This window comes from Musicola paradisiaca NCPPB 2511, assembly GCF_000400505.1.
GTDB classification, from domain to species: Bacteria; Pseudomonadota; Gammaproteobacteria; order Enterobacterales; family Enterobacteriaceae; genus Musicola; species Musicola paradisiaca.
Genome location: NZ_CM001857.1, coordinates 1,863,074 through 1,879,254, shown reverse-complemented (window position 1 = coordinate 1,879,254; position 16,181 = coordinate 1,863,074). Strand labels below are relative to the sequence as shown.

16 protein-coding genes are annotated in these 16,181 nt (G+C 56.7%); 1 reads left to right on the top strand and 15 read right to left on the bottom strand.

Translation table 11 applies throughout. From position 1 onward, the window contains the following. Positions 1–43: 43 nt before the first annotated feature. Positions 44–1,114, top strand: a complete 1,071-nt coding sequence (locus tag DPA2511_RS08295; RefSeq protein ID WP_012765224.1) for a LacI family DNA-binding transcriptional regulator — start codon at positions 44–46, stop codon at positions 1,112–1,114. 144 nt (positions 1,115–1,258) lie between these two features. Here DPA2511_RS08295 and DPA2511_RS08290 read toward each other — a convergent pair whose 3' ends face one another. The 15 genes from DPA2511_RS08290 to holB form a co-directional block, all read right to left on the bottom strand. Continuing rightward, on the bottom strand, positions 1,259–1,798 hold the full coding sequence (locus DPA2511_RS08290) for a glycine zipper 2TM domain-containing protein (protein ID WP_012765223.1): 540 nt from the start codon (positions 1,796–1,798) through the stop codon (positions 1,259–1,261). Positions 1,799–2,125: 327 nt separating this feature from the next. Further along, positions 2,126–3,433, bottom strand: a complete 1,308-nt coding sequence (locus DPA2511_RS08285; protein WP_012765222.1) for an NAD(P)/FAD-dependent oxidoreductase — start codon at positions 3,431–3,433, stop codon at positions 2,126–2,128. A 454-nt stretch (positions 3,434–3,887) separates the two neighbouring features. After that, entirely contained in the window at positions 3,888–4,448 is a 561-nt protein-coding gene (gene ycfP, locus DPA2511_RS08275) for an alpha/beta hydrolase YcfP (RefSeq protein WP_012765221.1), read from the bottom strand. A 103-nt stretch (positions 4,449–4,551) separates the two neighbouring features. Then, on the bottom strand, positions 4,552–5,577 hold the full coding sequence (nagZ, locus tag DPA2511_RS08270) for a beta-N-acetylhexosaminidase (RefSeq protein WP_023638253.1): 1,026 nt from the start codon (positions 5,575–5,577) through the stop codon (positions 4,552–4,554). A gap of 109 nt (positions 5,578–5,686) precedes the next feature. Continuing rightward, positions 5,687–6,550: a phosphotransferase gene (locus tag DPA2511_RS08265; protein ID WP_012765219.1), complete on the bottom strand. Its 864-nt coding sequence runs from the start codon at positions 6,548–6,550 to the stop codon at positions 5,687–5,689. Further along, positions 6,528–7,121, bottom strand: coding sequence for a penicillin-binding protein activator LpoB (gene lpoB / locus DPA2511_RS08260; RefSeq protein ID WP_012765218.1), 594 nt, complete (start codon positions 7,119–7,121; stop codon positions 6,528–6,530). Before lpoB ends, DPA2511_RS08265 begins: the two co-directional genes overlap by 23 nt. A 20-nt stretch (positions 7,122–7,141) precedes the next feature. After that, entirely contained in the window at positions 7,142–7,534 is a 393-nt protein-coding gene (locus DPA2511_RS08255) for a YcfL family protein (RefSeq protein ID WP_081636756.1), read from the bottom strand. Continuing rightward, positions 7,534–7,884: a purine nucleoside phosphoramidase gene (hinT, locus tag DPA2511_RS08250; RefSeq protein WP_012765216.1), complete on the bottom strand. Its 351-nt coding sequence runs from the start codon at positions 7,882–7,884 to the stop codon at positions 7,534–7,536. Before hinT ends, DPA2511_RS08255 begins: the two co-directional genes overlap by 1 nt. A 103-nt stretch (positions 7,885–7,987) precedes the next feature. After that, complete coding sequence (locus tag DPA2511_RS08245; RefSeq protein ID WP_012765215.1) at positions 7,988–9,052, bottom strand: malate/lactate/ureidoglycolate dehydrogenase; 1,065 nt, start codon at positions 9,050–9,052, stop codon at positions 7,988–7,990. A gap of 579 nt (positions 9,053–9,631) precedes the next feature. Continuing rightward, a complete protein-coding gene (locus tag DPA2511_RS08235; protein ID WP_012765214.1) occupies positions 9,632–10,390 on the bottom strand; it encodes an SDR family NAD(P)-dependent oxidoreductase in 759 nt (252 codons plus the stop codon). A gap of 52 nt (positions 10,391–10,442) precedes the next feature. Then, positions 10,443–11,363 carry an oxidoreductase gene (locus DPA2511_RS08230; protein WP_012765213.1) on the bottom strand — a complete coding sequence of 307 codons (921 nt, stop codon included), beginning with the start codon at positions 11,361–11,363 and terminating at the stop codon, positions 10,443–10,445. Between the two features lie 53 nt (positions 11,364–11,416). Beyond that, the gene (locus DPA2511_RS08225; RefSeq protein WP_012765212.1) at positions 11,417–11,980 is read right to left on the bottom strand and encodes a TetR/AcrR family transcriptional regulator; all 564 of its coding nucleotides are present in this window, start codon (positions 11,978–11,980) and stop codon (positions 11,417–11,419) included. Positions 11,981–12,600: 620 nt separating this feature from the next. Next, positions 12,601–14,034 (bottom strand): PTS glucose transporter subunit IIBC, encoded by a 1,434-nt coding sequence (gene ptsG / locus DPA2511_RS08220; protein ID WP_012765211.1) that lies wholly within the window; start codon positions 14,032–14,034, stop codon positions 12,601–12,603. A 314-nt stretch (positions 14,035–14,348) separates the two neighbouring features. After that, entirely contained in the window at positions 14,349–15,146 is a 798-nt protein-coding gene (locus DPA2511_RS08215; RefSeq protein ID WP_012765210.1) for a metal-dependent hydrolase, read from the bottom strand. A 15-nt stretch (positions 15,147–15,161) separates the two neighbouring features. After that, positions 15,162–16,172: a DNA polymerase III subunit delta' gene (holB, locus tag DPA2511_RS08210; protein WP_012765209.1), complete on the bottom strand. Its 1,011-nt coding sequence runs from the start codon at positions 16,170–16,172 to the stop codon at positions 15,162–15,164. Positions 16,173–16,181: the final 9 nt, after the last annotated feature.

Here is a 16,181-nt window from a genome sequence, read left to right as displayed (position 1 = left end):
TGATGAAAATTTTTTCATTTCTCAAATTGAGCCGGATCACAAAATGAAAAAGAACCTCAAAATACGAGAAATTGCCCAGCAAACCGGCTTCTCCATCAGCACGGTATCACGGGTGCTGGCTGGGAAATCCAACACCAGCGAAACCGCCAGAACCCGCATACTGACCTCGGCCCGGCAGCATGGCGTGATGGACGATCTGGTCAGCGGTCGGCTCTTTATGAACAGCCTGACGGTGTTCGCGCCGGAACGCGCGTTCAACAGCCGCACCGATATTTTCTATCACAAGGTTTTGCAAGGGATTCACGATGCGCTCGATGCCTACGACGTGCGTTTGAAATACTGCGGGCTGGCGGAAAATGACAGTGATGTCACGCTGTTTCTGGAAAAAATGTCCTCACCGGACGCTGAAGGCGCCGTGTTGATCGGTATTGATGATCCCTACATCCATGCACTGGCCGCTGATTTGGGCAAACCCTGTGTACTGATCAACTGCTTTGACCGCAAAATGAAGCTCGCTGGCGTTTCGCCGGCTCATCGGCTCATCGGCGAATTCGCCGCCAACTATCTGGTTGAACAGGGGCATCGGCAGATCCTCACGCTGCTTTGTCTGCGCCGCTATACCATGGAATGGCGTCTGGCGGGGATCCGCGATGCCTATCAACAACATAACCTGCCATTTTCCGATGATGCCTGCCTGCTTACGACCCAAGGGTTTAGCACCTCCGAGGCCGAACTCGCCGTTAGCCGCTATCTTGCCGATACGCCGCAGGATTGCTGGCCGACGGCCCTGTTGGTCGGTGGTGATTTTATGTGCGTGGGCGCGGTCAATGCGCTGCTGAAAGCCGGGTTGCGCGTCCCGCAGGATATTTCCATCATGAGCATGGACAGCGCTAACCTGGCCGCCGTACAGGATATCCCCCTCACATCCGTGTTGGTGCCGCGGGAAGAGTTGGGGCGCGAAGCCGTGCGGCTGCTGCAATTGCAACTGCTGCAACCGGGTCGCCCCGCAGGAAATATGATGCTGAACGGTACGCTCATCGTTCGGGAGTCGGTAAAACGGATCCGCGCCAGCAAACAGCATTGCCCGGTGCAGGATTACGATCTCTATGACTGAGGCGCCGTCGTCGACTGAACACAGGTTCCGCGATGAGATATGACGAACAGCAGCAGTGAAGGCATTGCGCGTGATGATTCACGAATGACGGGAATAAGGTGACTCATACCCCTGTGTGCAGGTATGAGTCTGAAAGATAGAACATCATCCAGCCTGATTCAGCACCAGTTGGCCATTGCGATCCAGCGGAATACGGGTTCCGGGATCGCGCTCCATCCTGACTTTGCCTTCCTGGTCGCCGATACGGTAAGTGACGTCATAGCCGAGCACTTTCTGCGCTTTGTCATAAACCGTCTGGCAACGCTGCTGGGTTGATGTATAGGTATCATTATCCTGCATCTGCCCCTGCACCTGATTGCCGGCATACCCTCCCGCCAGCGCACCGGCGACTGTCGCCACATCGCGACCGCGGCCGCCGCCGACCTGATGCCCCAACACGCCGCCAGCCACCGCACCGAGCAGCGACCCGGCCAACCGGTTTTCATCCTGTACCGGTTTACGATGTGTGACGGTCATATTATTGCACTCCTGCCGCGGCGTTCTGACCGTTTCCCTGATCGGCGTTGCTGTCAGCACCTGCGCGAACTGCGGTTTGGATTCCAACATATTCAAACTCGCCACAGCCGCTACGCCCAGTGATGTAGCAATACCGATGCCTACACCTGCCAACATTGACTTGTTCACAGGAAACCTCCTGATATGGATAGCTACACATTTATCCCGGTTGGCGAATGGCTCCGCGCCGCTTACCGCAAACGCGCCAATCCGCCACCGAAACAAACAGGACGGATGTGCCACACCGCCTGTCGCATGCAGTCTGCCCAATCATCTCGGGTCGCTCAATCGGATTAGTCGCCCAAAACTGGGGACAGATAACATAAATGTCACATTTGGGAGTTTTCTTACCTGATTTCGCTGTTAGTTCAATATGTTACGCTGTCAAACAGTGAAAAATATTCAAGAAAAATCAGGAAATTGCCCGCCGGACGGCGGGCAAGGCAAGCGTAGAACTCAGTGCAATTTGAGACGCGGGCGAATCACCCGGTTGATGCTGCCGACCAGCATCATCAAGCCGGTCTTGATATACCCATGCAGCGCGATCTGGTGCATGCGGTACAGGGAAATGTACACAATACGGGCGATGTGACCTTCCACCATGACAGAACCCCGCATCAGGTTGCCCATCAGGCTGCCGACGGTGCTGAATTTGGACAGCGACACCAACGAGCCGTGATCCTTGTACACATAAGCTTTCAGCGGCTGGCCGTTCATCAGCGCCAGAATGTTGCTGTAACAGCGAGACGCCATCTGATGCGCCGCCTGCGCACGGGGCGGTACCAATCCACCGGCGGGCTGCGGGCAAGATGCGCAGTCGCCGATAGCGAAAATAAACGGATCGCGCGTGGTTTGCAGCGTCGGCTCAACCACCAGTTGATTGACGCGATTGGTTTCCAGGCCGGCGATCTCTTTCATTTCATCAGCCGCCTTGATACCCGCAGCCCACACCATCAGATCCGCGTTGATAAATTCGCCGTCCTTGGTGTTAAGCCCCTCGGCACTGGCGCTAGTGACCATGGTTTTGGTCAGCACACGCACGCCGATATTCGTCAACTCCTGATGCGCGGCGGCGGAAATACGCGGCGGCAGCGCCGGCAAAATACGCTCGCCAGCCTCCACCAGCGTGACGTTGAGCGTATCGTTACTCACCCCATCGAACCCATAACTGTGCAACTGTTTGACTGCATTGTGCAGCTCAGCCGACAGCTCTACCCCCGTCGCGCCGCCGCCCACGATAGCGATGTTGACCTTGTCTTTTTCACCGTGGCTGGCGGAAAAACGCAGGAACAGGTTGAGCATTTCATTGTGGAAACGACGCGCCTGTTTAGGGCTATCGAGGAAAATACAGTGGTCTTTAACCCCCGGCGTACCGAAATCATTCGAGGTACTGCCCAGCGCCACCACCAGAATGTCGTAGGCCAGTTCGCGTTCAGCCACCAGCAACTCGCCCTGGTCGTCACGGATCTCCGCCAGACGGATGTTTTTCAACTCACGATCGATGTGGGTCAGGGAACCCAGCTGGAAATTGAAATGATGATTACGGGCATGGGCCAGGTAGCTCAGCGCGTCCATATCATCGTCCAATGAACCGGTGGCGACTTCATGCAACAGCGGTTTCCAGACGTGGCTGTGATTGCGATCCACCAGCGTAATTTCAGCTTTCTGCCTGCGTCCCAATTTATGACCCAGACGAGTCGCCAGCTCCAGACCACCGGCGCCGCCGCCAACCACTACGATTCTTTTCAATGATACTGATGTCAAAACGACCCCCTGAAAATTTGTGAACCAATAGTTAATGGAAGGTGAAAAAATAATATCCTTGCATTACATAGGGTTCCAATAATACAAACCAGATACTGCGGCCAGAGTATCACGTAAGGTCATTTGGTCATACCAAAATTGATTTATATCAATTTACTTTAGTTACGCATCCTGACGGGATTTTGATTACTCATTGAATGTGCTGAGTTTTATAAAAAAACAGGGTGAAAGGCATGGGACAACCGTCCCGTAGCATGGCGGTAACATCCATCGAGCCAGAGCGCGCTGGCGAGAGAAGGCATAACACCAAGGTAGAGGCGATGCCGGAAGATTCATGCCGGGAAAAAACGATGCCGCCGACGGAATCGGCGGAACCCACGATGATAGGGAAGACGTAAAGGCCGTGGCGGGAACGGGCCGGGCAGAGGATCACCTCCGACGGCGACCTTAACACTTAATCAGGATGGGCCGCCGCGTCCTCCGCTTTAAATGTCTTGATACGCTGGAGATGCGGCGCAATATTTCTGAACTTGTGGGTTTCGGTTTCATCCCAGACCACATTGTAAAAATCACCGAGCAACCGGGCGCTACGCGCACTGTCCAACATTTCATCATTCCTGGACAACACCACCAGACAGCGTTCGCGGTTTTTTTCACGGAAATTTTCGATGCACTTGGTCGCGATATCCACATACTCTTCCGGGCGATCAATTTTGCCGCTCATGTTCTCCTGCGGGAAAAGATTCGGATTGAACACCACCTGCCGGATGCCGCACAAAAAACCGATGCGTTCCGCCCAGAAGCCCCCCAGCCCGACCCCGCAAATCAATGGGCGTTCGTCTTCACCGCGCTGCAACAGCTTATCCGTCTCTTTGAGCAGGTGTTGCATATCATGACGAGGATGCAGCGTACTGTAACTGAGTAACCGGACATCCTGATCGATAAACTGCAGCTGCAGTATTTTTTCATGGTTCCCCGGACTACTGGAATCGAAACCGTGTAAATAGATAATCATCTGATAACCTTCCCCTGATACCGACGTCTCCTGATACCGACAACCCCTGATACCGACGTCCCCTGATACCGATAGTTCGGTGGCCGACGCGCATGTTAGACGTTCAGCGCGTGGCCTTATAGGCCAGCCAACGTTCACTGAGTGTAGTCAATGCTTGACTCGACTGCTTCCAGCGTGATGAATCAAGCAATTCACGACGGGTAAACCTGCCCTGATGATAAAGCCGCGCCAGACGGTCTACATTGATCAACGGCAGGTTATCCAGCACGCTGATAGCTCCTTGCCGTTGATTACACACCAGAATCATGTCGCATCCGGCATCCAGCGACGCCTGCGCGCGATCCACATAATTTCCCATCACCGCCGCGCCTTCCATGGAAAGATCGTCGGAAAAAATGATGCCGTCAAAACCCAGCGATTGTCGCAATACCTGCTTCAGCCAGTATGGCGAGCCGCTGGCCGGGCGTGGATCGGCGTCGGAATAAATGACGTGAGCCGGCATGACGGCATCCAGCAGATTGGCGTCGTTCAACGCGCGGAAAATGTGCATATCCCGTTTCTGGATAAGCGCCAACGGGCGATCATCCCTCGGCGTCTCTTGGTGGGAATCCGCACTGACCGCGCCGTGACCGGGGAAGTGTTTACCGGTGGCTTTCATCCCAGCCTGACGCATTCCCTGAATAAAACCACCGGCCACCGCCAGCAACGTATCAGGCTCATCGTGAAACGCACGATCGCCAATGGCCGCGCTCTGATGTCCAACATCCAACACCGGTGCGAAACTGATGTCGATATCCATGCTGATCATCTCGGCCGCCATCACCCACCCCGCCTCTTCCGCCAATTGCTGCGCCTGCGGCAGATCGTTAAGTGCGGCAAAAGACTGCGCGGCCGGTAAAGCGGTAAACCCCTGGCGGAAACGTTGTACCCGTCCGCCCTCCTGATCCACCGCTACCACCAACCGCTCCCGGGAGGCCTCACGAATCTGCCGTACCAACTCGGCTAATTGATCGGCATCGTGAAAATTACGGCTGAACAGGATCACGCCCCCGACCAGCGGATGTTCCAGCACGTCCCGATCTTCCGCATCCAGCGCGTAGCCGGCGACATCTAACATTAATGGGCCCACAAACACCTCTTGATTCTTCATACTGCCGGCTCATTGCCGGCAAAACACGGCCTACTCTACTGCCGGTGCGTTACCGGCAAAACACGATCTACTGCCTACCGGCAAAACACTACCAGGGCAACCCCATCCGCTGGCGCAGAGACTGCGCCGAACACCGGCACGCCGGCTCACCGGTTTGGCGCCAGCGAACTTCAAACCACATCAGCATCAGATAATCCACCCAGGGTAGCCACTGCCCGATACGGCGCGTCAGCAACGGCAGCGGGATACCTCGCCAGTGGCGGCAATAGTCCGTCAGAAATGTCGGCCATAATGCCGCCTCCGATGCCATCGCCCGAGATAGCGCCGCCAACTCCAGCGCAATATCGCCGTCCGCCGCGTATTCCCAATCGATCAGCCGGCAACCGCCCTCAGTCGCCAGCACATTGTCGGCATGAATATCCAGGTGCAACGGCGATAAGCGCAGCGTCGGCGGCAACGGTGAACGCATGAACCGACGATGCAGGCGCAACAACGCAGGAGTACGGCGCGCAGGCGACATGTGCCGCCAGTGGCTATCCAGCAGCGCCTTCAACGGCAGCGGATAACCATATGCCGGCAGATGATGCAACCGCGCCAGCATGCCGGCCAGCGTTCCATCCGCCAGTCGCGCCGGGATATCGGACGGCGTCAGGGGAACGCCGGGGATCCAGGCGACAATCAACCAGCCGTCGCGATATGCCACCGGCGACGGTGCCAGAGATTGACCGTCGACATGCCGCAGAACACGAAACTCGCGTCGACGACATACCCCCATCAGCCGGCCTGCGCCAGAGTCCGAGCGCGCCAGCCAACTGCCGAGCGGCGAGTCAATCCGCCAGCTCTCGCCGCTCAACCCACGTACCGGCGCCAAATAAAAACCGGCGGTCGACGCCGCCGGAAGGATCTGCCCGATAAGCGCGGTCAGCGCATTATTGTTGATGGACGGAGCCACTGCCGGACCACACGATTTCCCCCGTCTGCACCAGCATCAGCTGCATCGATAGATCCGGGGATTTCACATCGCCGCTCGCATCGGCATACAGCACATACTGCGCCCCGACATAGCGAGCCAAACCGACCGCCTTGCTGCGGGATTGCAGACTGTCTTCCTCAGACAGCCCCAGCGACTGGCGCGCTACGGCTAACTGCTCACGGGACACCAGCGTGAATGCGCCAGCAGACGACAGCGCATCATAAAGCGCAGTCGTCGCCGCCGCCGTTTGCAATGTACCGTTGGTGTTATTTTTCACCCGGTTCAGCATCAATATGCTGCCTTTGGCGATGCCGTCGCTCTTCAACATTTGGGCCACCATCGGCGATACCGCCGCTGACCAGTCCAGGGTCGACACCTGGATTTTAGGCGGTATGGGCAACGGTTGATTTTCGGCGGGTTGCGACGGCAACGACGGTTTTTGCGGCCTGACGGGTTCGATCCTGACCGGCGGTTGCTCCGGTTGGGGCGCGCGACTGCTACAGCCTGCGATCAACAGCGCCATCAACACCATGCCAAGATATTTTTTCATTTTCATCCTCTTGGGAACGCTCAGAGAAAAATGTGAAGACGCACACGGTTTATCGTCGGATCGACCCGCTCAGAGATCAAGGTCACGTCCTGCCGGGCAGGAACCGTAATCTGGTGGTCGCTGTCGTAGGGCAACCGCTCTAATCCCTGCTCATCGTACCAGTAAAAACGATAATGCAGGGTAACGGCCCGGTCGGACTGGTTACGAACCCGAGCCGTTGCCCGAACCCGTTCCCGCGGTGTAGACAACGTAGGCGCCGTCGCCTGTAGACCGGCGGCGATAACGGCGTCGTCGCACACCAGCGTCTGTTGTGGATTGATGGGCAACGACACGGCGCGGCCGCCGCATCCCGTCAATACTGCGAGCGCCGTCAGTATCCAGACCGACCCCGACAAACCAATACGCATCATCATCAACCTGCCAACAATGGCCCCAGAGCGCGACCACCCAGCAGGTGCATATGGATATGATAGACTTCCTGCCCGCCATGACGGTTGCAATTAATAATCAGCCGATAACCGTCATCGGCGATACCTTCATCCGCGGCGATCTTCGCGGCAACGGTAATCATGCGGCCCAGTGCAGCTTCATGCGCCGGTGTCGCGTCATTCACGGTAGGAATCAGCACATTGGGAACGATCAGTACGTGCGTCGGCGTGCGCGGAGCGATATCGCGAAACGCCGTAACCAGATCGTCCTGATACACGATGTCAGCCGGAATTTCCCGGCGGATGATTTTACTGAAAATGGTTTCTTCAGCCATGATACGGATCCTTCATAAGTAAGTGCTCTCAGGCAAAGTGGTGGCAGTATGAGTGATAATTCCCATGATTTTCAACTCTCTTTGCCGCCGCGACACAGCCCCTTCATGGCAGTTGAAAATCCTGCTCCGCCATCCCCAACGATATACCTGCCGCCACTATTTTCTGCCATTCCCCGTCGGAAAGCGTTACCCCCTGCGCTAGCCGTTGCTGACGCATCTGCCGCTCCGGTTCACCAGCAATCAGGATCGGCGACGCCGGATTCGGTGCTTTTGAAGACCGAACATACGCCAGCATGGCATCGTATTCTTGCTGCAACCACGCCATGTCCACCAGTTTGCCGGGGTCGATCAGAATCGTCGTCATGTTGTTGACGATCGCCCCCTCACGCGGATTCTCCGGCTGAATCGTACCACCGCCGGACAGAATCCCCGCCAGCAGCTCCGCCGCCAGAATCAGCCCGCCGCCTTTGTGACGAGCAATCGGTAACAACGCACCGGTTTTATCCCCTTCCCACATCACTTTAGGATCGCCAGTGGGATTCCCCGCGCTATCCAGCATGACGGGCTCGTCGAAGGTTTTGCCCGCCAGCCAGGCTACCCGGGTCTTACCCAACGCCACCAGACTGGTGGCGAAGTCCAGGATAAAAGGCGGCTGAGTGTCACTGCCCGGAAAGGCGATACAGATCGGGTTGGTGCCAAACCGGGCCTCACTGCCGCTAAACGGCGCGACCAGCGGTGCGATATCGGATACGTTAACGAAATGAATGGAGATCAGCCCGGCGTCCGCCGCCATTTCACCGTAAGTACCGATGCGCCCAAGGTGGCAGGTTGACGCCAGCGTCATCAGGCACACTCCCGTGGTTTTTACTCGCTCGATCGCCGCCTGCATGGCATCACGCCCCGTTCGCTGCCCGAACCCCCGATCGCCCGCAAACTGCAAGATAGCGCCGGCATCTTGCACCTGTCGCGCCGGCGTATTGGGGTGCATGATCCCCTGGCTGATGAAGGTGACATATTCCGGCAGCATGCCGACGCCATGGCTGTCGTGCCCTTTCAGGTTGGCGGATACCAGGTGATCCGCTACACAGCAAGCCTCGCTCTCGTCACATCCGGCTTTCTGCAACAAAGCGCGGGCGATCTGCGTCAACCGTTCCGATACGATCTGCATATTCTTTCCTTATCAAATACGTGATGTTGTGATGATTTTTATTGTTATCCGTATCCTACCGCCAAATTTCCCTGTCAGGGAAACGGTTATCCTGCAGAAAGACAGCGGCAATAAAAATTGGCGACGTCAAGTCATTTGTGAAAATGGTTTGACGGCTGGATGCCTATGCGGGGTGCGGAGTCAATACTACTTCAGTCCGCTTTACAGGACTGTGGCCTGGTGAACCAGGAGCCCCATAAGCGCGTCGGGAGAAAAAACCGGGGGGCACTTGGTCGTGCTGGATTGCCGAGAGGCGGCTGTGCCGGCGCCGACTCATCGAGCGAAATGGACGGCGGCGGCTTGCCCTGCGGGGCGCAACCAGCAAGGGCCCACAGGATCAACCACAAAACGGACGATGCCGGAGATCCATCGCGCGTCTTCTTCTCGCAGCCCGCCGGTCATTGCGTTCTGACCGGCGTCCAAAACGCAATGATCAGTGAGAATATTTTTGATTAAAGGCCTCTGTCGCATATGGACAGAAACAGAATATTCTGGCCCGGCGCATAACGACTATTTCAGCGTCAGGAGCCAAGCCATCATTCACTTCGCCTGTAGCCCGCCATCTACACTGAGGATATGCCCGGTTACGAAGCTCGCACCGTCCGAGAGCAGCCACGCGACCGCATCGGCCACTTCTTCCGGTCTTCCCAGGCGCTGCATCGGGTGCATGGTTCCGACCACTTTTTCGTCCATGTTGCTCGCCCGCAATCTTTGGGCCAGGCGTTCGGTCAGGATCGTTCCCGGCGCAACCGCATTGACACGGATCCCTTGCGTGGCGTTTTCAAGCGCGGCCGTCTTGGTCAAGCCGACCACAGCATGCTTGGTCGCACTGTATGCCCCCACCGTTGGCATACCGTTGAGCCCTGCGGCTGAGGCGACATTGACGATGGCACCGCCGCCCTGGCTCAGCATCTGTTTGAGTTCGTATTTCATGCAGTGATAGACGCCCATGACATTGACATCCAGCATTTGTCTGAAGGCATCCGAGCCGCTTTCAGCCAACACCTTGGTCTCCAGGCCGACGCCCGCGCTGTTGACGGCGTAATCAATGCGGCCAAACTCCGTGACGACGCGGGCAATCAGCGACTCGACCTCCGCTTCATTCGTCACATCGTTGCGGATGAACGCAACCCGTATACCGTCGGCCGCATCGGCGCTCGCATCGCGCGCAGCCGCTTGCCCTTCTTCTTCTCGGCGCCCGGTGATGACGACGTGCGCACCATGGCGCGCCAGCTGCTGTGCAACGGCCTTGCCGATGCCACTGGTTCCACCAATGATGAGTGCAATTTTCTCTGACATAGGAAGTCTCCCAATAAGGTTTGAAATAAGCGACTGGAAATAGGAGCCGCGATCAGGGTGCAGGTGGCAGTCCAGGATCGATGCCTGTCATCGAAACAGATAGATCCCACAAGCGGCGCGCCTGCGCGGGATCCGTGGCTTGAGGCGCGCGTGAGGCCTCGCCAGAAACGCCGCGAATTTCTTTGAACCCTTGCGGGCCGTAATAGCCGCCCGGGTGAACGGGGCCCGTTGCCGCGTGCAGCGTGGGCCATGCCCCCATGGCTGCCGTGTTGGAGATAAGACCAAAGAGCGGCTGAAGCAGCTTGATGCCCGGAATATGCCGACCCAGATCCGTGGTGGCGAAGCCCGGATGGCAGCCCACTGCAGTGACTGTCGATCCTGCCGCGCGCAGGCGTCGATCCAACTCGAACAAAAACAGCGCGTTGGCCAGCTTGCTCGTGTTGTAGCGTGGCCGTTTCTCATAGCCACGCTCGGCGTTGATGTCCGACCAGTCGATCTGACCGGTCTTGTGCGCCAAACTGGCCGTGATGACGACACGGGCATTTGGCCTCACGGAGAGAAGCGGCAACACCAGCGACGTCAAAGCAAAACTGCCCAGATGATTGACACCAAACTGCAATTCAAATCCTTGCTGGGTGCGCGCAAGCGGCGGATTCATCACGCCAGCATTGTTGACGAGCACGTCAATGCGCGGTTCGCTCTCCAGTTCGCCAGCGGCCCTGCGGATACTGTCAAGATCGGCTTGGTCATAGTGCAGAAAAGCCAAGTCCGCAGCGGGCGTGAGGCTTCGAATCCACTCCATGGCGGCGAGCGTTTTGTGCTTATCGCGGCAGGCCAGAATCACACGTGCGCCACGCGCAGCCAACACGCACGCGGCTTCGAAGCCCAGCCCGGTGTTTGCGCCTGTCACGACGAAGCAACGCCCTGATTGATCAGGGACGTCCGTCTCGGTAAAGCCGGTATGTGAGGACATTACGCTAACCTCCTTAATGCGCGAGTACGCACTCATTTAAATTAAAAAAAAGCTCACGGCTTCACGCCCTTCCACCACAGATCGATGCTGGCCTGTGTCAACCGTGCTTGCTGCTGTGGCTGCGCGGCAATGGCCTCGATGGCCACATCCGCCAAGCCTGGCAGCACCGTCACCACATAGAACGACGCAAGATCAGGTTCTATACGTCCTTCAAGAATATGGAGCAACCGCTGATGCGATTCCCGAAACAACTGCGCCCCCTGAGCACGGGTTGCCGGCGTGATGCGCTCCGAGACCTTGAGCTGGTTCTTCGCCTGGTACCTGGCTGGGTTTTGGACACCCCACGCGATCAACTGCCCGAGAATGTGCGTGACCACTTCGCGAGGATCATTGGCAGGCACATACGCCAGGGACTCCGCCAAATGCTCGGACAGCCGCAGGTACAGCTGATTCAACAACACATCCTTGTTGGTAAAGTAGGTAAACAGCGTGCCTTCGGCGACCTTCGCCATCTTCGCAATCGCCGCCGTCGATGCCCCCACACCGTTGGCGGCAATCAGCGTCGTTGCCGCCTCCAGGATGGCGTCTTGTTTTTCCTCGCTCAACGGTCTGGCCATTGATTGTGCTTTCCTGACAGAATTTTAATGAGTGTGTACTCAATCATACACAACAACTGCCGGAGATCAAGAGAGGCCAGTGGCACGCCTATCTTGATAGTCCTTTCTGCCGCCCAATCCCCCGCCCACCGCCGATCAGTTGCGGTTCGAGCCAGGTGGCCCCGATTGCGCCGGCTTCCCACTCGATCGGCTGGCGCGATTTCAGCTCCACGAACACGCCACCCAAGCGCTGGGGGTCGTACTGGCGGCATGCTCGGCCAGAAGCATCGCGATCACCCGCATGATTTCCTGGCGCCGCAGTGGCGTAACATCTATGCGCAGGACTCGGAGTACCACAATGACATGACTGCCACGCAGCATGGTTTGAGCGGCTACAGGGCACCGACACGGCACTGGGCTATGCGGTATCGCTGTTGCCCAAGGTTGGCATAACCCAAGGTTGGCATAACATAGTGCGGCAACGTTGGGCTGGATACGCTGGGCTTTTCAACTGGGCGAGACCACTGCCGCGACTGTTTTTTTGTCTATAGAAACAATCACCACCTCCCGAGGAGGTGGTTTAAAGCTGACAAAAAAAAGGGGCTGTTAAGCCCCTTTCTACCGTTCATGGTGCGATATCGTCAGTGACTGCGGATATAGTCATCCATATCGGTTTTCAGGTTGTCGGACTTGGTGCCGAAGATAGCCTGAACGCCGGAACCCGCGACAACCACACCGGCTGCGCCCAATTTTTTCAGACCGACCTGATCCACTTTGGCAACATCGCCGACGCTGACGCGCAGACGGGTGATGCAGGCATCCAGGTTGGTGATGTTCTCTTTACCGCCGAAAGCAGAAACCAACGCAGCCGCCATTTCCGTATTGCCTTCGGCTGACTGTTCGGTAGCGGACTCTTCACGACCCGGCGTTTTCAGATCCAATTTGGCGATCAGCACGCGGAAGACGGTGTAATACAGCGCGGCATAGCACAGGCCCACAATCGGGAACAACCACAGTTTGCTGCCGTTGCCGCTCAATACGATAAAGTCGATCAAACCGTGCGAGAAGCTGGTGCCGTCGCGCATACCAAGCAGAATACAGATCGGGAAAGCCAGACCTGCCATGACCGCGTGGATAGCGTACAGAATCGGTGCGACAAACAGGAAAGAGAATTCAATCGGTTCAGTGATACCGGTCAGGAACGATGTCAACGCCGCGGAGATCATGATCCCCCCGACTTTAGCGCGGTTTTCCGGTTTAGCGGAGTGCCAGATAGCAATAGCGGCAGCCGGCAGACCGTACATTTTGAACAGGAATCCGCCGGACAGTTTGCCCGCCGTCGGGTCGCCCGCCATATAGCGAGGAATGTCGCCATGGAACACCTGGCCCGCCGCGTTGGTAAACTCGCCGATCTGCATCTGGAAGGGTACGTTCCAGATATGGTGCAAACCAAACGGCACCAGGCTGCGTTCAACGATACCGTAAACACCGAAGGCAACGACCGGGTTTTGATACGCCGCCCATTGAGAGAACGTTTGGATAACCGTACCAATCGGCGGCCAGACGAAAGACAGCACCAGCGCGGTCAGAATGGCAGCCAAACCGGAAATAATCGGGACAAAACGCTTACCGGCGAAGAAACCGAGATACTCCGGCAACTGGATGCGGTAGAAGCGGTTAAACATGTAAGCGGCGATCGCACCGGCGATAATGCCCCCCAGTACGCCGGTATCGGCCATGTGATTGGCCGCGATATCTGCCGGCGACATATGCAGTACCAGCGGCGCAACTACAGCCATGGTTTTCACCATGATGCCGTAGGCGACAACCGCAGCCAGGGCGGAAACGCCATCGTTATTAGTAAAACCAAGCGCCACGCCGATCGCGAAGATCAACGGCATATTGGCAAATACCGAATCGCCCGCCTGTGCCATAACGCTGGATACAACAGCAGGCAACCAACCAAAGTTGGCCGATCCGACGCCCAGCAGAATACCTGCGATAGGCAGTACGGAGACCGGCAGCATTAGCGATTTACCTACTTTCTGCAGGTTTGCAAATGCATTCTTGAACATATAAAGAGTGCTCCTGAGTAATAGTGCTTGAAGTTCTTTCTGATACATCACTGGAAGGAGGGGAGATTGTCCTTCACGCCATTGGATGCTATTAACATCCTTTTAATTTTTACGCAGAGTAAAATAAATGAGCCGCCTAATGTTTGATAGCAATCACGTTTCAAACTAAGAATGCTAAGTACCCACATCACATACACGATACTTTGTGATCCATCGCCAAAAAAAACCTGTTGCTTCCAGTTTTTATCCTGAAAACAGCAGGCGATCTCATTGATTAATTACGAGGCTCAAAAAAACCCGGCTATTCTTCACCACTATCGGGACAGGGTCAACCGTGCCGAGTCAATGTGAAACAGACGGGCGAAATTCTCGGTTGTTGCGGCGGCCAACGTTTCAAGACTGACCTGTTTGAGAACGGATAAATATTCGGCGACATCGCGCACATAAGCCGGTTGATTTTCTTTGCCGCGATGCGGAACTGGCGCCAGCCAGGGGGAATCGGTTTCAATTAACAGACGGTCAAGCGGTACATAACGCGCCACATCGCGCAGCGCCTCAGCGTTGCGAAAAGTGACGATACCGGAAAATGAAATGTAGAACCCCATATCCAATAATGCTTCAGCCGTAGCACGATCCTCGGTGAAACAATGCAGCACGCCGCCACACTCCTCAGCCAGCTCTTCTTTCAGGATCGCTAACGTATCCTCGCGGGCTGAGCGGGTATGTACGATAACCGGCTTGTTCAATTCACGACCGATTTGAATATGCGCACGAAAAGACGCCTGCTGACGGGCGATCGTCTCTTGCTGGTAGTAATAATCCAGCCCGGTCTCCCCCAGCGCGACTACCGACGGCGCCGCCGCCAGCGCGCGCAGCTCGGCAAAATCATAAGGTTCATCCTGACTGAGCGGGTGAACGCCGCAGGAAAAAGCCACATCGTCGCGCTCGCCGATAAGGTCGGTCATGCCGCGAAATCCGGACAACGTCGTGGCGACGGCCAAAATAAAACCGACGTCGCGCTGACGGGCTTTGGCCAGTACATCGGCCACATTCTGGTGCAAAGACTGATAATCCAGCCCATCAAGATGACAATGGGAATCGACTAGCAACATAACAATTTCCGGTATTTAAACAGAGAAAGGATGAGGATGAAGCTGCGCGCCGGACGAGAATATTTTTTCCCAGTCCAGCAACAGTTCCGTTAACAGCAATTCGCGATTAACCCCAGTGATCGAGAGCAACTGATGCCGACATTGCAGCCCGCGGCGAGCGCCTTGCTGCAGCTTATCATCGCCGAACGCGGCCAATTGCCGAACCAGCTCAAGTTGATCCTGATTGACCCGTGCCGCGCCTGCCTGATGGCGGAGCTTCAACGCATCAAGGAACAATGTCGCGACCCAGTACAGGCGAACGTCGGCATCTTCATGGTTAAACGTCGATAACATCGATAACCAATCTCCTGACGGCAATGCCTGCAGCACCCCCTGGCACACAGCCTGGCGCGCTTGCCACCGGGCAGGTTGCAACAACGTTTCCGCCGCCAGCGGCGCGCCGCCGTACAATCGCAATGCGGTGCTCATAACGGCGTTATCATACTGACCACGGCCTTGCAGCCACTGCATCCCCTGTGGTTCCGCCGGAGCCGACAAATGATGGTGCAGGCAGCGGCTACGCAGGGTTGCCAGTAATCTGCCAGGCTCACGGCAAGCCAGCAAAAAATAGGTTTGCTCAGGCGGCTCCTCCAGCGTTTTTAGCAGCGCATTAGCCGCGGCCTCCGTCAATATTTCCGCCTGGGGGATCCATACCACCTTCGCCCCCCCCTGCCTTGAACGCTGATGAACGTGTTCCAGCACCTCACGCACCAGGTCGATGCCCAGCGCGAGTTTCCCTTTTTCCGGCGTCAGCACATACCAGTCCGGGTGGGTTCCGGCGCTCATCAGCGCACAGGAGTGACATGTTCCGCAGCTTTTGACGCCATCCGGCTGCCGGCACAGTAGCCAACGGCCGAAGGCATACGCCAGCGAGGCTTCGCCCATGCCGTCTATGGCATGCAGCAGTATCGCATGGTGCCCGCGTCCGGCCTGATGCCATGACAGCAATTGCCGGTAGGGCGCGTTAAGCCACGGATACCATTCCATCAGCCGTTG